At 74.8% G+C, this 20714-nt stretch carries 13 protein-coding genes; 4 read left to right on the forward strand and 9 right to left on the reverse strand.

Annotated features, from left to right (window positions below; all coding sequences use genetic code 11):
- Positions 1-122: 122 nt before the first annotated feature.
- Genes ABZ854_RS17805 through ABZ854_RS17820 form a run of 4 tightly spaced genes read right to left on the reverse strand, consistent with a single transcriptional unit; the run spans position 123 to position 8095 of the window.
- Positions 123-4901, reverse strand: a complete 4779-nt coding sequence (locus ABZ854_RS17805; RefSeq protein WP_361211243.1) for an SAV_2336 N-terminal domain-related protein — start codon at positions 4899-4901, stop codon at positions 123-125.
- Complete coding sequence (locus tag ABZ854_RS17810; RefSeq protein ID WP_361211246.1) at positions 4891-5925, reverse strand: MoxR family ATPase; 1035 nt, start codon at positions 5923-5925, stop codon at positions 4891-4893. Before ABZ854_RS17810 ends, ABZ854_RS17805 begins: the two co-directional genes overlap by 11 nt.
- Before the next feature lie 35 nt (positions 5926-5960).
- Positions 5961-7667 carry a trypsin-like peptidase domain-containing protein gene (locus ABZ854_RS17815; protein ID WP_361211249.1) on the reverse strand — a complete coding sequence of 569 codons (1707 nt, stop codon included), beginning with the start codon at positions 7665-7667 and terminating at the stop codon, positions 5961-5963.
- Complete coding sequence (locus ABZ854_RS17820) at positions 7664-8095, reverse strand: CU044_2847 family protein (RefSeq protein ID WP_361211252.1); 432 nt, start codon at positions 8093-8095, stop codon at positions 7664-7666. The genes ABZ854_RS17815 and ABZ854_RS17820 overlap by 4 nt, the downstream gene beginning before the upstream one ends.
- Before the next feature lie 255 nt (positions 8096-8350).
- On the opposite strand from ABZ854_RS17820, the gene ABZ854_RS17825 reads away from it, so the two are divergent.
- The gene (locus ABZ854_RS17825) at positions 8351-11992 is read left to right on the forward strand and encodes a S8 family serine peptidase (RefSeq protein ID WP_361211255.1); all 3642 of its coding nucleotides are present in this window, start codon (positions 8351-8353) and stop codon (positions 11990-11992) included.
- A gap of 16 nt (positions 11993-12008) precedes the next feature.
- On the opposite strand, the gene ABZ854_RS17830 is transcribed toward ABZ854_RS17825, so the two are convergent.
- The 4 genes from ABZ854_RS17830 to ABZ854_RS17845 form a co-directional block, all read right to left on the reverse strand.
- Positions 12009-13478 carry a carboxyl transferase domain-containing protein gene (locus ABZ854_RS17830; protein ID WP_361211258.1) on the reverse strand — a complete coding sequence of 490 codons (1470 nt, stop codon included), beginning with the start codon at positions 13476-13478 and terminating at the stop codon, positions 12009-12011.
- Entirely contained in the window at positions 13471-14940 is a 1470-nt protein-coding gene (locus tag ABZ854_RS17835) for an acyl-CoA synthetase (protein WP_361211261.1), read from the reverse strand. The genes ABZ854_RS17830 and ABZ854_RS17835 overlap by 8 nt, the downstream gene beginning before the upstream one ends.
- A 76-nt stretch (positions 14941-15016) precedes the next feature.
- Positions 15017-16078, reverse strand: coding sequence for a MerR family transcriptional regulator (locus ABZ854_RS17840; RefSeq protein ID WP_361211263.1), 1062 nt, complete (start codon positions 16076-16078; stop codon positions 15017-15019).
- A gap of 56 nt (positions 16079-16134) precedes the next feature.
- Positions 16135-17061 carry a LysR family transcriptional regulator gene (locus ABZ854_RS17845; protein ID WP_361211266.1) on the reverse strand — a complete coding sequence of 309 codons (927 nt, stop codon included), beginning with the start codon at positions 17059-17061 and terminating at the stop codon, positions 16135-16137.
- Positions 17062-17167: 106 nt separating this feature from the next.
- On the opposite strand from ABZ854_RS17845, the gene ABZ854_RS17850 reads away from it, so the two are divergent.
- On the forward strand, positions 17168-17998 hold the full coding sequence (locus ABZ854_RS17850; protein ID WP_361211269.1) for an oxidoreductase: 831 nt from the start codon (positions 17168-17170) through the stop codon (positions 17996-17998).
- A gap of 22 nt (positions 17999-18020) precedes the next feature.
- Here ABZ854_RS17850 and ABZ854_RS17855 read toward each other — a convergent pair whose 3' ends face one another.
- Positions 18021-18578, reverse strand: a complete 558-nt coding sequence (locus ABZ854_RS17855; RefSeq protein WP_361211272.1) for a hypothetical protein — start codon at positions 18576-18578, stop codon at positions 18021-18023.
- Positions 18579-18704: 126 nt separating this feature from the next.
- Between ABZ854_RS17855 and ABZ854_RS17860 the strand changes: the two genes are divergently transcribed.
- Together ABZ854_RS17860 and ABZ854_RS17865 are read left to right on the forward strand one after the other, a co-directional pair.
- Positions 18705-19481, forward strand: coding sequence for an IclR family transcriptional regulator (locus ABZ854_RS17860; protein ID WP_361211275.1), 777 nt, complete (start codon positions 18705-18707; stop codon positions 19479-19481).
- The gene (locus ABZ854_RS17865; RefSeq protein ID WP_361211278.1) at positions 19478-20332 is read left to right on the forward strand and encodes an SMP-30/gluconolactonase/LRE family protein; all 855 of its coding nucleotides are present in this window, start codon (positions 19478-19480) and stop codon (positions 20330-20332) included. The genes ABZ854_RS17860 and ABZ854_RS17865 overlap by 4 nt, the downstream gene beginning before the upstream one ends.
- Positions 20333-20714: the final 382 nt, after the last annotated feature.

The raw sequence follows: 20714 nt of genomic DNA on the forward strand, positions 1-20714 counted from the left end.
CGAGCGGCGCCGCCGGAACGACGGGCCTTCACTGGCATCCTGCGCGGGGCCCGGGGACGGGCGCCTTCTGGAGGGGGCCGGGCGGGGTGCCGCTGAACGGGCGGTTCCCGGGCGTGCCCCGGTCAGAGGGTGCGCGCGGCGCGGAGCAGAGGGAGGAGACTGGCGGGCTGGACCTGGAGGAACGGGATGCCGGCCTCCCGGGCCGCGTCCCGCTCGACGTCCAGCGAACCGATCAGCAGGCCCGCGCGGCGGTCGACGCCGAGCTGCCGCAGGACACTGAGGAGGGTCCGGGGGTCGGGGATCACAGGAGTGCCGAGCGTGTCCCGCGCGTGCACACCGCCGGACAGGCAGTCCAGCAGACGGCGCCGCCGGAGGTATGCCGCCGCGGCACCGGTCGACCGGTCGGTGACCACGGCCAACGGCATGCCCTGTCCGGCGAGGGTGCGCAGCAGCAGGTCGGCGTACCGGACCGGCTCCGAAGTCTGCGCCGCGGCCACTTCCAGGTCCGTCAGTTCCTGAGCCAGCCGCGGGTCCACCAGGTGCCGCGCCGGGCCGCGCAGCAGCTCCAGCGGGTCCTCGCAGTCACCGGCCGCCGCGGGTTCGTACCGGTGGACGAGATGGGCGGCGTCCACGGCGAGACGGGTCAGCGTGCCGTCGAATCCCAGGAGTACGGCGTCGGCGGCGCGCAGGGTATGGGCGAGCGCGCGCTCGGGCCGCGTCAGCTGCGGTGACAGGCCCGGGGCGTGGGCCGGAGTGAGGCGGACGGACCACTGGACGGTGTGTCCGGGAAGAGGCAGGTGGGCCAGCCGGGCGTGCAGCTCGGACTCGGCCTGGCGGGTGTGCGTGGGCGGGTAGGAGGTGCAGACGTCGTTCAGGCACTCGCGGAGGTGCCCGGTGAGGACGGCGGTGGCAAGTGCTCCCTTGCCGGGCCGTACGGCGGCGATCGGGTCGGTGATCCGCCAGCTCGCCCCGCCTGCCACCCGGAACGTCGGGCTCCCGCCGACGGTGGGGCCGGGCTCCTCCACCTCCAGGCGCCGTTCTGTGAGGTCCACCTCGTAGTAGTACGTGGGGGTGGCGGGCCGCTGGATGGTGAGCCCTGGACCGTAAGCGGTGTACACGACGCTTCTGGTGCTGCCTGTGGGCGGAGGCAGCGGAACCCGGGCGGGCAGCCGGAAGGGGCCCTGGACCGGATAGACGCTCTCGGTGGGCGGGACGGGCGCGCGGAGGTACCAGCCGTCGTCGGGGGACGTGGCGGTGATCATGCTCAGCGCAGAGCTCTGGTAGCCGCTGTCGACCAGTTCCCGCCTGAGCGCGTCGGAGACGGCGACGAGGCCCTGCGCGCCCTCGTCGCGGACCCGGTCGACCCAGCCCGCCCCGGGGCGCCAGTCCTCACCGTCACCGCCCGGGGCGTGGACGAACGTCACTCGCCAGCGCCGGCCTCCCGTCTCGGTGACCCGGTCCCCGAACTCCCGCAAGGTGACGGCGAGAAGGGGGAGTTCCGACACTCCCACGCGCAGCAGCAGGGAGTAGCCGTCCGGCCGTTCCCACAGCTCGTAGTCGGCGGGGTCGAGTCCCCCGGCCACCAGCATTCTGGAGACCGCTCTGCCCAGCAGGGCCCGGTCGTCGGGATCGGGGGCCGCCTGGCCGCACTGGAACAGGACGGCGACACGGAAGCCCTCCGGCACCTCGTCCCGCGGCAGCGGCTCCGTGTCCGCCTCCGGCGGGTCGTCGCCGTACAGGAGCGAGGGCAGGTCGTCCTCCGTGGGGAAGACGCCCTCCTCCGGGCGGTTCGGGTACGGGGTGTACCGGGCCTGGTGCTGCCAGCCCGCGTCCTCGCCCGCGTCTTCATCCGTGTCTTCGCCGTAGACGTAGTCACCGCGCAGTTCGTGGCCCAGGGCCAGCAGCTCGGGGTTGTCGCCGCCGGACCACTCGTACTCCTGGAAGACCTCCAGCGCCTCGTCGGTACGGCCCAGGTTCCGGAGGGCGACCAGCAGGAGCCGGCGGTAGTCCTCGCGGGAGGGGTGCGCGCGCAGCAGGCCGGTGAGATCCGTGGCCGCTCGGTCGTACTCGCCCAGCTCCAGGTCGAGTTCGGCCCGCCTGACATACAGGGCGTGCCGCAGCCGCAGCAGCCGGGTGCGGGCGGCGCGGGCGGCGGGGCCGGGGACGTCGGCGAGGGGCTCCTCACCGCGCCAGAGGGAGAGGGCCTGGTCCAGGAGGTCGCGGGCCTCGGGGAGGGAGCCGAGGTCGTCGTGGACGTCCGGGCGGGAGTCGAGACCCATCAGGGTCGTGGCCGCCAGCTCCAGCGCCGTGCAGTCCGTCAGGTCCACCAGGTCGGCGCTGGTGTGCAGGGCGTATCCGTCGGGGAGGGTGGCCAGGGCGCCGGGACCGAGGGCGGTGGTCAGCCGGGCGGCGGTGCGGCCGAGGGCGGCGTCCGCGCCGCGGGGCAGCTCGCCGGGGTCCCAGAGTCCGGCCCGCAGGTCGGCGCGGCTCACCACGCGGCCGTTCCGCAGCAGCAGCATCGCCAGCATCGCCCGGTCGAGGCCGCCCAACTGCCCTGCCCGCCCCTCGCGTTCGACGGTCAGCGGGCCGAGGGCGCGATAGCGCCGTGGTGCGTACTCCTCCGAGGCCGGGGTCCGCCGCACCGCCCCGTCGACCAGTTGCCGTCTGCCTTCCTCCTGTGCTCCGCGCGAGGACGACATCAGCAGGGTGAGGGCCGACGCGTAGTGCCGCCGCCGCGACCGGGACGGCAGGTTGCGGAGTTGCTCGGGCCCGAAGGGCTGCCGCAGCCGCGCGGTGCCCGCGGTCAGATGCAGCATCACCTCGCACAGGGCCCGCAGATCCTCCGCCGCACCACTGGTGCCGCTTCCGGCGCGGCCGAGGGCGAAGAGGGTCAGCTTGGCGGTGCCGTCGGGCAGGAGCACGATGCGGGACATGCCGAGGCCGCCATGGCTGAGGCCCGCCTCGTGCACCGCCCGGAGCGCCACCGCCAGTTGTCGGCCGACCGACACCGTCAGCGGTAGCGGCAGCTGATACCCGGGCGCGGCCAAGGCGTTCAGCGGAATGCCGTCCAGGTACTCCATCACCACGTACGGCACGTCGTCCTCGATCCCGAAGTCGTGGACGGTGACGATGTTCGGATGGTGCAGTGCCTTCAGGCGCTCGGCCGCCCACAGGAAGCGCGCCCGCCGGGCGGGGTCGCCGACGGCCGCGTGCAGCCGTACCGCCACCGTCCGGTCCCCCTTGCGGTCCTTGGCCAGCCACACCGTCCCGGTCGGCGTCAGCGGCCGGATCACCCGGTAACGGCCGCCCAGCGCCCGAGGCACCTCCGTCCTACCGGTCAGCCGCCGCACGCTCTCCGGCCGTACCGTCGCGAACGGGGCGCCGTCCGCCGTGCCCGTGCCGCCGGCGCCGGCCGCACTCGGGGTCACGGCCTGGAACTCGCCCGGCGTGGTTCCGGCCCGTTCTTCGATGAACTCGCCCATCCGGGCCAGCAGTTGGCTGGTCCGGGCCCGGGCCGAGCGGGGCAGGCCGCGCAAGAGCAGGTCCTGGACGCCGGGCCGGAACGTGTACGAGCCCGGCGGGCCCGAGGCCGTGGTCAGCAGACCGCTGAGGATCACCTCGGCCAGGTGCTGCGGGCGCGGATCGGGTTCGACCGCCCGTTGCACCAGGCGCATCACCGGCAGGTGGGGACGGCCGAGGGCGAGATGGCCGGCCAGCCGGAAGGCCGCCCGGGAGGAGGTCGCGCGGAAGCGCAGGACCAGGTCCTCCGGGGACAGCCGGGCCAGGTCGGTCCGGGTCGCCGGGTCGGGACGGCGCCCGAGGAGGGCCGCCGAGCCCGGGAGGGCGACCCCGCCCGGCGAGGCCAGGAGCTTCGCCCAGTTCGCCAGCCAGTCCGGCCCCGGCTCCAGGACCGGCAGCGGGACGGCGTGCCGGTCGAGGCAGGGGCCGGCGTAGGGGACGACCGGATCGCCCTCGTACGGAGTGAACGCCAGCGTGGCCGAGGGCGCTGCCCGGAACGGGGCGGTCAGCAGGCCCGGCTCGGCCGGCAGGGCCGTGTCCCGCCACAGGTGCTCGGGCAGCGGCTGTACGACGGCCACGGGCATCCGGGATGCCCAGTGGCGCAGCGTCCGCTGCCAGCGGGTGCCCGCCTCGCCCGGCCGCCACTGCGCTCCCATGCAGTCGCTGACGACCAGCGTGACCGTGCGGCCGTCGGCGGGGGCGGGCACCCCGGGGGCGGTGCCGTCGGCACCCGCGGCGGCCAGGGTGATCGTGCGGAACACGCCCGACTGGGCGAGCGCGGTGTGCAGTTCGCGGACCAGGGGGCGCCAGACCGGCATGGTCGGCCCCGTGTCGTGCACCAGGTTCAGCCGTAGCCAGCGTTCGCGGGCGGGGCCCAGCACCGGCAGCCACCACTCGGGGGCGGCGCCGAGGCGGGCGATGCGGTCGGCCGTCGCCTCCTCGTCCAGCCGGTGACCGGTGGGGGCGTCGGTGTGCCGTTTGAGGGGGCGAAGGGCGCGCTGGAGGCCCAGCGGGTGCCGCAGCATCGGGGGTGCGGGCGCGAGGAGCGAGGCGTACGGGCCGGTCCGCGCGCCCGGATCGGGGAGGTGCAGCGGGACGGGGTCGGCCGGTGCGGCGGGCGGGTCCACGGGCGGGGTGGGGTCCGGGGGCGGGAGGGGCGGGACCGGGGGGCCCTGTGGGGCGGTCTCCGGGAAGGTCCGCGGGGGTTGCTCGGGCGCGGCGGAGGGGGTGGCGTCACCGTCGGCCGCCGGCTCCATCCGGCGGGCCAGCCACAGCAGTTCCGCCAGTTCCAGCGGGGTGGGGCGCACGCCGCCGCCCGCCGCGGCCAGCACATCGGCGAGGCGGGCGAGCGGGTCCGGTGGACCGGCGTGGTCAGAAGGCATCGGGGCGCCGGGCCTCACCGAGGTACGGCATCAGCTGCTGGGCCAGCTCGTCCAGCGACTCGGCGGCCAGGTCGGAGGACCGGGCCAGGTAGATCGCGTTGAGAAGCTGGTCCGTGGCCAGGTCGCCGCCGCCCGCCCGGGACAGGAAGCGGCCGATCAGGGTCTCGGCGTACGCGTCGGGCTCGCCGTCGAAGTGGGCGCGGACGATGCCGGCGAGCTGGGCGTCGTCGGGCTGGCGCAGCCGCAGGGTGACGCAGCGGCGCAGGAAGGCGGGCGGGAACTCCCGCTCGCCGTTGCTGGTCAGTACGACGAACGGAAAGGCCCGGCAGCGGACCCGGCCGCGCTCGACGGCGACCCGGTCGTGCGTGCCGTCCACCATGACCTCCGCGCGCCCTGCGGCGCCGCCGGTCGAGCGGACCAGCTCGGGGATCTCGTACTGGCCCTCCTCCAGCACGTTCAGCAGGTCGTTGGGCAGGTCCAGGTCGCTCTTGTCGATCTCGTCGATGAGCAGGGCGCGCGGGCGGCCGTACGGGAGGAGCGCGGTGCCGAGGGGGCCGAGGCGCAGATGGTCCTCGATGCCGGACTCGGGCGCGCGGGCGTCGCCGGGCCCGGTGCGGGCGGCGGCCTGCCGGGCCGCGTACAGACGGGACAGCGGGTCGTACTGGTAGAGGCCGTCGTGCAGGGTGCTGCGGCTGGTGATGTTCCAGCGCAGGACCGGACCGAGCCGCAGCTCGCGGGCCACCGCGTAGGCCAGCGAGGACTTGCCGGTGCCGGGCGGCCCGGTCACCAGCAGGGGGCGGCGCAGATAGAGGGCGGCGTTGACCAGCTGGACGGTCTGCGGGGTCGCGCGGTAGGTCGCGGCGCGGTGCGTGCGGTCGGGGGAGGTGGCCGCCGTGTCGGCGTCGTCGGCGGGCGTGTCCAGCGCGGGACCGCCGTCGAAGGCGCGCCAGGGCGGCGGCGCGGGCAGCAGGTCGATGCCGTCGTGCGGCTCCTTCGTGCCGGTGTACACGGGCCACAGGGGCATGGGACGCGGTCCTTCTTCCGTGGGTTCTACGGGTCTCAGGCGACGGGGGAGTGCAGACTGGCGGCCGGCTCGGGGAAGCAGCGGGGGTCGTCCCACAGCAGCTGCACGTCATGCGCCCAGTGCCGCTCCGGCTCCGCCGCCGCCTCCGCCTCCTCGCGCAGCTCCTTGATGCGGTGCGGGAGTTCGGTCGCCGCGACCCCCTCGACGTGCGGGGACACGGCGTCGAGGAAGGCGGTGCCGGCACAGGGCTCGGTGTGCCCGGCGGAGTCGGCGCAGCCGGAGCGCGGCCACAGCAGGACCGGGACGGGCATGTTCAGGCTCACCTTGAAGTGCTCGGGAACGGCGTCCGGCGGGGCCCCGAATCCGGCGAGGCCCGCGTCCTTCTCCCGCAGGCGCCGGCGCAGCCCGGCGGGTTCCTCCAGGGTGCCGCAGCCGACGCGGTGCAGGGGCGCGAACGGGTCCCGCGCCAGCTTCCGCCACTGCTTGCCGAGGTGGTGGCGCAGCCTCCCGTGGAGCCGGGAACGGCCGGTGACCACCACGGGGGCGGCGCACCCCAGCGGCGTGGAGTCGTCCACCCGGCACGGCCACTGCGCCACGGGCAGGTTCAGCAGATCCTCGGGCAGCACGAAGGCCAGCAACTCCTCGGCGCCGAAGGCGAGCTGGTCGTACGCCTCCTCGATGCCCGCCTGGATGTACTCCCGCATCTCGGCCCGGTCCAGCCGGACCCTGGCCACCGGCCGGCGCCGGCCCTCGCGGTATGCCGAAACGGAGACCGTGACCTGGTCGGCTCCGACGCCGCTGCGGTCGATCTCGACCAGGATCGGCGCCCAGTCAGTGGCGGTGGCGGTGGCGTCGGCGGTGGGGGCGTCGGCGTCCGGTACGGCGGGCGTGCCGGCGGGGCCGTCCAGCAGGTGCGAGAGCCGGTCGGCGAACCGCGCCAGCGCCTCTGCCGGTTCGTCCACCTCCCACTGCACATAGGCGGCCGCCTCCCGCAGCGAGGGGAACCCGCTGGGCGGCACCTCCGGCCCGAAGTCGCCGACGGCGTCCACGAACAACTGCTCCGGTGCCGGGGCCAGTCCGGCCGCCTCCGCCCGCCGCACCAGCCCGTGCAGCCGCCGCGCCAGGTGCTGGTACTCCACGCGGGCCGGGACCCGGTCCCGCAGGCCGGGCCAGTAGCGGGCCAGCACCTCGGTGGGCAGCATCCGGGCGACCCGGACGCCCTCCTCGCCCGCGATCTGGGTGACCATGCCGACGACCCGGCCGTCCTTCAGCGCCAGCGCCGCCCCGCTGAAGCCCGGGGCCAGCGGCTGACCGTGCCCGGTGACGGCCTCCAGTTGCAGCCACTGGTCGGCGATGCGGGTCGCGGAGACGGCACGGTACTCGGCGAGCTGGCCCTCGGGAAAGCCGTCCGGGAAACCGTACGCCACCAACGGCGGTGCGGGCAGCCCCTGTTCGGTGCCGGGCGGGGCGAAGTCGGCGGGGCACAGCGGGACCGGGTGGGCCAGCCGCAGCACGGCGAGGTCGCCGGGGTCGGTGACCCCGCCTGCCCAGCCGCCGTGCACGGCCACGCTCGCGGTCACCCCGGGGAGGGCGGGCCGCCCGGGGAAGGACACGGTGATCCCGGCGTCACCGTCCCGCACGACATGCGCGCAGGTCAGCACAGTGCTGGGGGTCACCAGAAAGCCGGCGCCGAGCACCATCCCCCCGCACTCGATCCGCGCGTGCCAGGTGGGGCCCCTCATGAGCGGGGGGAGGGTCCCGGTCCCGGGACGGGTTCCGCAGCGCCGCTGTCCGCCGAGTCCGCCGAATACGCCGAGTCTCCCGAATGCGCCGGGTCTCCCGAGTCCGCCGAGTCCGCCGAGTTCCACCCCAGCCGCACCACCAGTTGCCCCTCCGCCGCCCCCTTGGCGATGATCGCGCCGGCCTCCGCGCTCAGCTTCACGCCGAACTCCAGCTCGACGGAGTCGGGGCGCAGGGCGCCGTCCCGGAAGACGCTGAGGGCGGAGTGGGCCGCCGCGCGGACCGAGTCCAGCGCGCCCTCGAAGGTACGGGTGGCCTGGGCGGCGGGATTCTCGCCGCGCGAGACGAGCCGGGTGCCGGTCGCCGGATCCGCCGTCTCCACGACGACGACCACACCGTCGTCCGTGGTGAACTCCACCAGCTTGCCCATGACGCTGTCCGCCCCCCGTGCTGTCGTGTCCGGCCAACTCCATTGTGGCCGAGGGGACCTGACGATGTCCCGTACTGTCCCGCACTCCCCGCCCCGCCCACGCGGCCGCTGGCGGGAACCCGCCAGGACGCCTTCCCGCCAAGAACGCTCAACCCCCCTTGCTCTGGCGGCACATGACACTCATCAGCAGCGCACAGCACAGCACACGAACGCACTCGGACAGACGTACCGCACCCGGACCGAGAAGAGGCGTGGATGACATCGATCGGACGCGGCGCCGCCCTGCTGTCGGCGGGGCTCGTGCTCGCCCTGCTGCCGTCGGGCCAATCGGCGGCGAGCACCGGCGACCCCAGCGGTTCCGGGCCCCGGCCCACCCCCGCCGGCCATGACAGCCCACCCGGCCGTCCCGCCACCGTCACCCTCCTCACCGGCGACAAGGTCACCGTCACCGACCTCGGGCACGGCAGGCGGACGGTCACCGTCGAGCGGCCCCCCGGCGCCACCGGTGCCGTCCGCACCCGGTCGAGCGACGGCGACCTCACCGTCGTACCGGACGAGGCGCTTCCCTACCTGCGCGCCGGCACCCTGGACCGGCGGCTGTTCGACGTGAGCGGGCTCATCCGGCAGGGCCTCACCGACGCGACGGCGAAGACGCTGCCGCTGATCGTCACGTACGGCAGGACCGCCCGCGCGACCACCCCGCCCGGCACCGAGCGGACCCGCACCCTGACCGCCCTGCACGGGGCCGCCGTGGAGGCCGGCAAGGGGCGCACGTTCTGGCGGTCGTTCACGCACGGATCCGGCGTCGCCAAGGTCTGGCTGGACGGTCGCGTCAAGGGCGTCATGGCCGAGAGCAACGCCCAGATCGGCACCCCGGCGGCCTGGGACGCGGGCCTGACCGGCAAGGGCGTCACGGTCGCCGTCCTCGACTCCGGAGCCGATCTGGGCCATCCCGACCTCGCGGGCCGGGTCGCCACCAGCAAGAGCTTCATCGACGGCGAGGAGGTCGCCGACCGCAACGGCCACGGCACCCACGTCACCTCCACCGTCGGCGGCAGCGGCGCCGCGTCCGACGGCAAGGAGAAAGGGGTCGCGCCCGGGGCCACGCTCGTGGTCGGCAAGGTGCTCGACGACGCGGGCTCGGGCAGCGAGTCGCAGATCATCGCCGGCATGGAGTGGGCGACCCGGGACGTGCACGCCAGGATCGTCTCCATGAGCCTCGGCTCGACCGAGCCCAGCGACGGCACCGACCCGATGGCCCAGGCCGTGAACACCCTCTCGAAGGAGACCGGCGCCCTCTTCGTCATCGCCGCCGGCAACACCGGCGCGCCCTCCTCGATCGGCTCGCCCGGCGCCGCCGACGCGGCCCTCACCGTCGGCGCGGTGGACTCCTCCGACCAGGCCGCATACTTCACCAGCGCGGGCCCCCGGTACGGCGACAACGCCCTCAAGCCGGACCTCTCCGCGCCCGGCGTCGACATCCTCGCCGCCCGCTCCCAACTCGTCCCCGGCGACGGCTACTACACCACGATGAGCGGCACCTCCATGGCGACCCCGCACGTCGCCGGGGTGGCCGCCCTGCTCGCCGAGGAACACCCCGACTGGACCGGCGCCCGCCTCAAGGACGCGCTGATGTCCAGCTCGAAGCAACTCGACGCCTCCGCCTACCTCCTGGGCGCCGGACGGGTCAGCGTCGCGGACGCGATCGGCGCCCGGATCACCGCCACCGGCAGCGCGGACCTCGGCTTCTACACCTGGCCGTACGACGCGAACAAGCCCGTCACCCGCACCCTCACCTACACCAACTCCTCCGACACCGACATCCGGTTGACGCTGTCCGTGCGCGGCGCCCCCTCCGGTGTCGCCACCCTCGCGGACTCCGCGCTCACCGTCCCGGCGCACGGCAGCGCGTCCACCACCGTCACCTCGGACGGCTCCAAGGCGCCGGTCGGCGAGACCAGCGGGCAGATCGTCGCCGCCGACGAGACCGGCACGACCCTCGCGCACACCGTGTTCGGGCTGGTCAAGGAGGACGAGCGATACACGCTCACCGTGCACGTCAAGGACCGCTCCGGGGCGCCCACGGCCGCCGACCTCACCGTGCAGCAGCTCGCCGAGGGCGCCGACGCCCTCCCGGAGCACGTCGGCGACTCCGGCACCCTGAAGCTGCGCCTGAAGCCCGGCACCTACGCCGTGACCTCCTTCCTCGACGTGCGTGGCAGCCACGGAGCCGACTCCCTCGGGCTCGGCTTCCTCGCGGCCCCCGGCATCACCCTCGACCGCGACCGTGAAGTCACCCTCGACGGCCGGAAGCTGCGCGAGGTGAAGGCCGAGGTGGCCCAGCGCACGGAGACCCACCAGCTCCTCATGGAGTACGACCGCAAGGCGAAGGGCGCCGACCTGTTCGGCGCCGTCCAGGTGCCGCTCACCTACGACAGCGTCTTCGCCGCGCCCACCAGGAAGGTCACCGAGGGCAGCTTCGAGTACCGGACCGTGTGGCGGCTCGCCAAGCCCCAGCTGGAGGTCAGGGGCATCGGTGAGGCGACCGTGCAGCCCGGCGGCACCCTCATCGAGGGCCGTACGAAGCTGCCGCTCGTGGACGTCGGGGACGGTCCCCTCACCGGGGTGGCCGGCAAGGCGGTCCTCGCCCGCCTCGCCGACGGCGCCGATCCCGCCGCGCTCGCCCAGGCCGCGCAGGACGCTGGCGCGAAGGCGCTGTTCGTCACAGACGACGCGCCCGGCCGGCTGATGGCCTGGTGGGGCACGGACGACAACGCCGACCGGCCGCTGCAGATCGCCACGGTGAACGCGGCCGACGCGGCCCGGCTGCGGGCGGCCGAGCACGTCGACATGACCGGCACCCGCAACTCGCCGTACGTGTACGACCTGTCCGAGGGCCACCGGGGCGCCGTCCCCGACCGCGACCTCACCTACCGGCCCACCCACCGCCAACTCGCCGCCGTACACGTCAGGTTCCACGCGGCCCGGCCCGAGAGCGGCGGTGAGTTCCGGTACTCGATCACCGGCACCTTCCCCATCGGCCTCGGCTTCCAGGAACGGGTCGACCTCCCCGCCGAACGCACCGACTACGTGTCCACCGGTCCCGGCCAGCTCTGGCACGAGTCCGTCACCCTCCGCGACGGCGCTCTGGAGGAGCGCAGCGGCCTGGTCGGCTACGACGGCGGATCACGGCCGGTGCTGAACTGGTTCCGGCCCGTGTGGCACCCGTGGCTGGGCACCGGACTCGGCTGGGGCCAGCAACGCACCGGAAACCAGATCCAGTTGAACACCCCGGGCTGGGGCGACTCCGGGCCCGACCACACCGGCTTCGGCGACGTGTGGACCGACGGCAACGGCATGAGCCAGACCACCTCCGTCTACCTCGACGGCACCCTCGTCGACCGGCGGACCAGCTCGGGGGCGTACGTCTGGGACGCGCCCGCCGACGAGCACACCTACAAGGTGGTCACCGACACCGCCCTGGACCCCGGCCACTGGGCGCTCGCCACCCGTGGCCACACCGAGTGGACGTTCCGCTCGGCCGCCACCCCGGAGGACCACGCCACCTATCTGCCGCTGATCAACCTCGCCTTCGACGTCCCCACCGACCTCGCGGGCGCCGTGCGCGCCGGACACCGCCTCGGCATCGGGCTCGGCGCCCAGTACGTGACGGGCGCCGCCGGCACCGGGACGCTCGGCGCCGGCCGGCTCGACGTCTCGTACGACGACGGCACGACCTGGCACCCGGTACGGCTCACCGACCGCCCCGGCGCCGCCTGGCACGGCACGTTCACCGTGCCCCGCGACGCCACGTCCGTCTCGCTGCGGGCCTCGGCCCACGACGACAAGGGGGGCTCGGTGACCCAGGAGATCGTCCGGGCGGTCGCGGCGAAGTAGACCTGGACGACAGGACCTAGGACCGGGGGTGGCCCGCGATGCCGCGGATCACCCCCAGTTCGAGCAGGTCCTGCGGGCGGATCCGCAGCTGGCCGGCGGTCTCTTCGACCCTCTCCGGCGGGCGCTTGAGGATGGCCGCCGCCAGCTCCGGTGCGATCACCGAGAAGTAACTGTCCGGCGTGGCCCAGGTGTTGCCGGGTGCGGCGAGGGCGAGCGCCCCGCCCGAGCCGCCCTCGCCGATGACGAGCGTGGTGACCGGGGTCCGGGCGGCGGCGACCGCCCCGAACACGTCCGCGATCGCGGCCCCGGCCCCCTGCCGCTCCGCGTCGGCGTCGTTGGCCGCGCCCGGCGTGTCCACCAGGGTCAGCACCGGGATGCCCAGCCGGTCCGCGAGCCGGATCAGCCGGGCCGCGGTCCGGTAGCCGGCGGGCCGGGTGGCCGCCCCGGTCTGCGCCGCGTACGCCACCGTACGGCCGTCCCGCTCCCCGAACCCGCACAGCATGCCCTCGGCGTCGGTGCCCCCGCACCGGTCCCCGCTGAGCGAGACCCGCTGCTCGAAGTAGGCGTCCAGATAGGCGTGCGCCCGGGGCCGCACGGCCGACCGGGCCCGTACGACGGCCTCCCACCCGGTGCCGGGCAGACCGGCGGCACCGAGGGCGTCCGGGACGGGCGCCCGCTCGGGCTCTGCGCGGCCCGGGTCCGGGGTGGGAGCGCCGGGGCTCTGGGGCGCCGGAGCGGGATCGGCGCACGCCGCGTCGGCGTCGGGCACCGCGGGGCCGCCGGTGGTCGGTCCGGGCGGGGCGGCAGACGCCGGCGTGAGCAGCCGTAGCCACAGCCCCAGGGTGTCCCGCAGCTCCCCGGGCGGGACCACCGCGTCCGCGGAGCCCGCCGCCAGCTGGGCCTGCGCCGTGTAGGCCGCCGGGTCGGCGTCCGCGGGGCGCACCCGGGAGCCGGCGAAGCCGACCTGGGCGTCCGGGAGGGCCAGGGTGACGTCGGCTCCCGCGCCCAGTGTGGCCCAGCCGCCGCCGGTCGTGGGGTCCCGGAGCACCGCGATCTGCGGTAGCCCGGCCTCCCGGGTGAGCGCCGACTGGCGGGCCACCCGCTGGAGTTGGGTGAGCGCGAACATGCCCTCCTGCATCCGGCTGCCACCGGTGGCGACGAGCGGCACGACCGGCAGCCGGTGCTCCCGCGCGTGCGTGTAGGCCGCCTCCAGCCGGTCGCCGGTGCGTTCGCCCAGCGAGCCGCCGAGGAAGCCGAACTCGAAGGCGATCAGCACGGCCGGGGTGCCCAGGACGCTCGCGGTGCCGCAGACGACGGACTCCTCCTCGCCGGTGCGCTCGGTGGCACGGGCGCGCGCGGCGTCGTAGCCCTGCCAGCCGAGCGGTCCGTCCGCCTTCGACTCCCGTTCGGGAGCGGGCAGTTCGCGGAAGGTCGCCTCGTCGGCGACCAGCGCGAGTATCTCCCGTGCCGACAGACGCTCAGCCATCGGCCAGCGCCCGCTTCATGATCTTCCCCATGTCGTTGCGGGGCAGGGCGTCGAGGTAGCGGACCACGCGCGGCCGCTTGTGCGGGGCGAGCCGCCGGGTCACGTGCCCGGCCAACTCCTCTGCGGAGGGCCGGTCTTCCCCGTCAACCGGAACGATCCAGGCCACGATCCGCTCCCCGAGGTCCGGGTCCGGCTCGCCCGTGACCGCTGCCTCCCGCACCCCCGGATGCTCCAGCAGCGCGTTCTCGATCTCACCGGCCCCGATCTTGTAACCCCCGCTCTTGATCAGGTCGGTGGCCTTGCGGCCGACGATGCGGACGTACCCGTCGGGCTCGCGCACCGCCACGTCCCCGGTGCGGAACCAGCCGTCGGCGGTGAACGCGGCGGCCGTGGCGTCCGGCCGGTTCAGATAGCCGGTGAACAGGTTCGGCCCGCGCACCTGGATCTCGCCGACGCTCTCCCCGTCGTACGCCGGGACCTCGGCGCCGTCCTCCTCCACCAGCCGCAGCTCGACGCCCGGCAGCGGCGGGCCCACCGTGCCCGCGCGGGCCTCGCCGTCGGCCCGCATCGCGGTGTTCATCAACGTCTCCGTCATGCCGTACCGCTCGATCACCCGCCGCCCGGTGGCCGCCGCGATCCGCTCGTGGTCGTGCACGGGCAGCGCGGCCGAGCCGGACACCAGCAGCCGGGCCCGGCCGAGGGCCTTGGCCAGCTCGGGGTCGTTTGGCAGGGCCTCGGCGATGCGGTGGTACATCGTCGGCACCCCGAACAGCATGGTCGCGCCGTCGGACAGCTCCCGGGCCACGCCCTCGGTGCTGAACCGCCCCAGGTGCCGTACCGACCCGCCCCGCCTCAGCGGGCCCAGGATGCCCAGTACGAGCCCGTGCACGTGGAACAGGGGCAGCGCCTGCACCAGCACGTCGTCCCCGGTCCACTGCCAGGCGTCGGCCAGCGCGTCCAGGGTGGTGGCGAGGGCCCGGCGCGGGATGACGGCACCCTTGGGCGGGCCGGTGGTGCCGGAGGTGTAGACGATCAGCGCCGGGTCCTCGTCGGAGTCGGAGAGGGAGACACCGGCGAAGGCCGTTCCGGCGGGCAGATCCCCGCTGCGGGGGCTGTCGACGTCAACGCGCTCCATATCGCCCACCACGGCAGGGAGTTCGGCGCCCGAAGCGGCGAGGATCATCCCCGGCGCGCTGTCGGACAGGATGTGGGCCAGCTCCTTCTCGCCCGACTTCGGGTTGAGCGGCACCGCGGCCACCCCGGCGAGCAGCGTGCCCGTCACCGCGACCGCGGTCTCCAGTTCCGGGGTCGCCCACACGGCGACCCGGCCGGTGCCCCGCACCCGTGCGGCGACCGCGCTCGCGGCGGCCCCGAGTTCGCCGTACGTCAACGACCGTTCGCCGAACCGCAGGGCGATCCTCTCGCGCGGGCCGTCCACCAGGGCGGGAAAGAGGGAGGACACGCGGCGCACTCCTTAGCCGTAGGAAACGACAGACACCACCCTTCCTACACCAGGCCAGGCCACCGCCACCCGCCAGTCACCGCCGGGTGGGAAGCACCACATCGGCCACGACACAGCTCACGTTGTCGGGACCGCCCGCCGCGTTCGCCTCGTCGACCAGGGTCCGTCCGGGGTCCTCCGCCGCGAGCAGCTCCCTGATCCGCTCGTCCGGGACGACGCGGGTCAGCCCGTCCGAGCACAGCAGGTACCGGTCGCCGGCCCGGGCCTCCTGCAGGCGCAGATCGGGAACGGCCGCCGGTCCCGGGGCGCCCAGCGCCTTGAGCAGCAGGGCCCGCTGCGGATGACTCACGGCCTCCTCCGGTGTCAGCCGCCCCTCGTCGATCAGCGACTGCACCACGCTGTGGTCGTGGGTGATCCGGAACAGTGCGCCGTCCCGCAGCAGATACGCCCGCGAGTCCCCGATGTGGACGAGCGCCAGCGTCGACCCGGTCCACAGCAGCGCGGTCAGCGTCGTGCCGACGTCACCGTCGCCGTCCGCCAGGTCCTGGACGGCCTCGTCGGCGGAGCGGACCGCGTCCTCCAGCAGGTTCAGCACGCTCCCGGCGGCCAGTTCCTCGCCCTCGTCGAGGAAGCGCAGCGCCTCCACGGCGGCGCTGCTCGCGTGCGCCCCCGCCGGCCCGCACCCGTCGGCCACGGCGAGCAGCCGGGGCCCCGCGTACACCGCGTCCTGGTTGGCCGGGCGCACCAGCCCGCGGTCGGAGTGGGCGGAATACCGCAGTTCCAGCATGACGGCAGGTTCCCTTCTCGATTCTCCGGTCAGATGGTCGACGAGGACCGAGGCGAGATCACGCCGTACGGCGGTCTCGGCCTCCACCCGCGCCCAGTAGGCCCGGATCTCCCGCGCCGCGCCGTCCGCGTCCATCGCGCACACCGTGCGGATCTCCGCCAGCGGCATGCCCAGCCGCCGCAGCCATGCCACCAGCCGGGCCTGCCGCAGTTGGGCGGTGGCGTAGTAGCGGTAGCCGGTGTCCGGGTCGACCCGGGCGGGCCGCAGCAGCTCCAGCTCGTCGTAGAGCCGCAGCGCCTTCGGGGACAGCCGGCAGGCCCTGGCGAAGGCGCCGATCGTGAGCAGGTCCATGAACACCTCGTTCCTCGCGTCCGCCACCGATGCTGGGGCTTCCCCGAAGGTGAAGGTCAAACGGGTGGCGCCGGTTCCCCTGGAATCCCGGTCGTGGCCCGGCAGGCGTCGGCGTAGGCGCGGACCAGTGGCCGGTCGGTGTCCTCGCGCCGCCAGGCCAGCGCATAGTGGCTGGGGCCGAGGCCGCGGACGGGGCGGGTGGTGACGCCGCCCCGGGTGAGCAGCGGCGCGTTGCCCGCGGCCACCAGGCAGACGCCTAGGCCGGCGACGAGCGCCTCGTACGTCTCCTCGGCCCCGGCGATCTCCGCCCCGACGCGCGGGGCCCGGCCCGCCCGCGCGTCCAGCGCGAGCCAGTGGTCGCGCAGCGGACCGGCGCTCCTCGGCAGGGCGAGGAACGGTTCGTCGAGCAGGTCGGCGAAGTCGATCTCGGCCCGGCCGGCGAGCGGATGCGTGTCGGGCAGGGCCACCAGGCGGGCTTCTTCCGCGAGGACCGTCCACGCGTAGCGCTGCTCATCGGGCAGCGGCAGCCAGACGAAGGCGACGTCCGCGCCGCCGTCCGCAAGGCCCGCCGTCGGATCCTCCCAACTCGTCTGTCGCAGTCGGGCGATGGCCTCCGGGTGCGCGGCGGTGAAGCGGGAGCGGATGGCCGGCAGCAGGCCGCCACGGCCCGGACTGGTGCTCATGCCCACCGTGAGCGTGCTGCGCTGCGCCGCCTTGGCCGCCTCCACCGCCGCGGCGCCGTCCGCCCAGGCGGCCAGCACCTTCCGGGCGTGCGGCAGCAGGGCCTCACCGGCCGCCGTCAGCACCACGCCGTGCCGGTCCCGGCGCAGCAGTTCGGCCCCCAACTGCCGCTCCAGCGCCCGGATCTGCTTGCTCAGCGCGGGCTGCGACACATAGAGGCCCTCGGCGGCACGCGTGAAGTGCAGCTCCTCGGCGACCGCGACGAAGTAGCGCAGGTCCCTGACGTGCACGTCGATCCTCATAACCACTGGTTATCATCAGAGGTCTTGGACGGGCAACGGCGGCGCGCGGCAGGCTGGTTCCTGTCAGCGAGCAGTACGGAACACCGAAGAACCACGGGGAGTCGGCATGAACAAGGTGTGGCTGGTGACGGGCGCGGGCAGCGGCTTCGGCCGGGCGATCACGGAGGCCGCGGTGGCCGCCGGCGATGTGGTGGTCGGGGCGGTCCGGCGCCCGGAGACGCTGGACGAGCTGGTGGCCGCGCATCCCGACCAGGTGGAGGCGCTGCGGCTGGACGTCGTCGACACGGCGGCGGTCGAGGAGGCCGTGGGTGACGTGGTGGCGCGGCACGGGCGGATCGATGTGCTCGTCAACAACGCGGGGCGCACCCATGTCGGCGCTTTCGAGGAGACCACCGACCGTGAGCTGAGGGACCTGTTCGAGGTGCACGTCTTCGGCCCCGCGGCACTGGTCCGCGCGGTGCTGCCGCACATGAGGGAGCGGCGCTCGGGGGCGATCGTGCAGATGAGCAGCATGGGCGGGCAGCTCTCCTTCGCCGGTTTCGGCGCCTACAGCGCGACGAAGTTCGCCCTGGAGGGCATGTCGGAGGCGCTGGCCGACGAGGTCGCCGAGTACGGCGTCAAGGTGCTCGTCGTGGAGCCGGGCGCGTTCCGGACCTCGCTGTTCGGCACCGGCCGGGCCGGGGTCAGCGGCGACAGCGGGCTCTACCCGAAGGTGGCCGTGACCCGGGAGGCCGTCGAGGGCGGCGACGGCACCCAGCCCGGCGACCCGGCCAGGGCGGCCGCCGTCATCCTGGCCGCGCTGGAGGCGGACCGGACCCCGCTCCGGCTGCCGCTCGGCGACGACGGGGTGAGCGCGGTACTGGCCCACCTCGACCAGGTCCGGGACGAGGTGACCGCTTGGGAGAAGCGGACGAGGGCGACGGGGTTCGACGCCTGAGCGGGACCGCTGCGCGCGCGTCTCAGTCGCGCAGCGCCGTCCGTTGCAGCAGCCCCCACGTGAACTCGGCGACCACCTCGTGCCGTACGCCGTCGCGGCCGGGCGCGGTGAAGGCCAGCCCCCACCGGGTCGGGGCCGTGCCCTCCAGGGGCCGGGCGGGGGCGAAGGCGCGGGCGGCCTCGTCGACCGTGCAGGACCAGGGGGCGAGGTCCTCCAGGTGCTCCAGCCGGGGCGCGGGGGAGCCCGGGGCGCGGACCAGCCACTCGTTCCAGACCGCGCCGTCGGGGGAGACCAGCACCTCGAACCGCAGGTCCGGCCAGAGCGGCAGCGCCCAGCGGTGGGCCTCGCAGTCGACGTCCCCGAGGCGGCGGGGGAGGACGGACTCCGGTTCGCCGAGGACGGAGCGGTACCGGGCGGCGGCGGAGCGGGACCGGGGCGATCGGACCATCGCCTGCCAGCGCTTGTTCGTCTCCCGCAGGTCCGCGAGGGAGACGCCCAGCGTTCGCCGGGCGTCCTCCACCAGGTCCGGATTGTGGTCGGCCATGCGGCGCAGCAGCACCAGCTGGAAGTCGAGAGCCATGGCAACCATGGTGCCGGTCCGGGCCATTGCCGGGGCGCGCTCCCACTGGCTAGCCTGTGTTCGTCATGCCGGTCGCCTGTTGAAATCTCGAACACAGGCGCTTAGACCCAAGGGAGGGGGCCGGACGTGGGACGCCTCGTGCCTGCCGTGACCCGGGCTCTCGACATTCTTGAGCTGTTCCTCGACGGGGACGGGACGCTCTCCGCCCCCGACATCGTGCGCAGACTCCAGCTGCCGCGCACCACCGTGCACGAGCTCGTCACCACGCTCGCCGCCCGGTCCTACATCGTGCAGATCCCCGGACAGCCCGGACGGTACCGGCTCGGCGTACGGCCGTACCAGCTCGGCAGCCGCTACGCCGAACAGCTCGACCTCGCCGCCGAGGGGCAGCAGGTGGCCCGCTCGGTCGCCGAGACCTGCGACGAGACGGTCCACGTGGCCATCCTCGAGGGCACCGACGTCATCTACATCGCCAAGGTCGACTCCACGCACGCCGTGCGCATGGTCTCGGCGGCCGGGCGCCGGCTGCCCGCCCACTGCACCTCGGTCGGCAAGATGCTGCTGGCCGCGCTGCCGGAGCCGGAGCTGGCCGCGCGGATCCCGGACGGGGCCGAGCTGACCGCGATGACCCCCAACAGCATCACCGACGCCGGGGCGCTGCGCGAGGCGCTGGCCGGGATCCGGCAGCGCGGGATCGCGGTGGAGCACCGCGAGTCCAACCCGGACGTGTCCTGCGTGGCGGCGCCGGTCCGTGACCGTACCGGGCAGGTCGTCGCCGCGCTGTCCATCTCCGTGCCGATGATCCGCTGGAGCGAGGAGCGGTGCGCGGAGCTGGAGCAGCTCGCCGCCAAGGGAGCGGCGGAGCTGTCGGAGCGGCTCGGGCACCGGGGCGGTGTGGCATGAGCGGGTACAGCGGGTGCGAGGTCGCCGTACGGGCGGAGGCGGAGCTGGGCGAGGGCCCGACCTGGGACCCGGCGACCGGCCGGCTCGTCTGGCTGGACATCCTGGGCATGCGGATCCACACGTACGACCCGTCGTCCGGGCGCCGGACGGTCCGTACGACGGAGCAGCACATCGGGGCGGCGAAGCCGCGGGCCGGTGGTGGTCTGGTGCTGAACCTGCGGGACGGCGTGGGGCTGCTCGACCCCGACGACACGTTCCGCTGGCTGCACCACGAGCCCGTGCCGGGCCGCCGCGCCAACGACGCCGCAGTGGCGCCGGACGGGTCGCTGTGGGCGGGCACGATGCGGTACGACGAGGCGGCCGGCGGGGGCACGCTGTCCCGGCTCAGCGGGGCGGGTGACATGCGGACGGTCCTGCCGGACGTCACCGTCAGCAACGGCACCGGCTGGAGCCCGGACGGCCGGTTGATGTACTACGCGGACACCCCGACCCGGCGGGTGGACGTCTTCGACTACGACGCCGGGGGCATCCGGAACCGGCGGCCGCTGGTGGAGATCGAGGAGGGGGCGGGGTTCCCGGACGGGCTCACGGTGGACGCGGACGGGTGTGTGTGGGTGGCCCTGTGGAACGGAGGAGCGGTGCGGCGCTACACGCCCGACGGTGCGCTCGACCGGGTCGTGACGGTCCCGGCCCCCCTCACCACGGCCTGCGCGTTCGGCGGCCCCGCCCTGACCGACCTCTACATCACCACAGCCCGCGTCTCCCTGGCCCGGCCCACCGCCCTCTCCGGCTCCCTCCTGGTCATCCCCACCGCGGCGCAGGGCCTCCCCCAACCCCCCTTCCAGGGCTGACCGCCACCCGCGCTCGCCTTGGACGGCCCGCGCACCCGACGCGACAGGCCACCGCCTGCTGCCCCGCCCGGGGTGGGTCACGCAACCCGGCGCTACGAGGTGACCGCCCGCGCCCACCCGCGCCGCGAGAGCGGTGTCCACCGGCAGCGGCCGTATGGCGACATAGCTGCGGGCATGCGTGCCTCCCCCAGTGCCTTAAGGGCCTGGGGGGACCCCCAGGGCGGCACGGGTGGGCGCAGCGGCACCCTGGAGTGCCGGTGAGCGGACCCACTGCCGGGCGGCCGCTGCGGCACCCTGGAGTGCCGGTGAGCGGACCCACTGCCGGGCGGCCGCTGCGGCACCCTGGAGTGCCGGTGAGCGGACCCACTGCCGGGCGGCCGCG

The sequence above is a fragment of the Streptomyces sp. NPDC047028 genome, from assembly GCF_040644095.1.
Classification (GTDB): domain Bacteria; phylum Actinomycetota; class Actinomycetes; order Streptomycetales; family Streptomycetaceae; genus Streptomyces.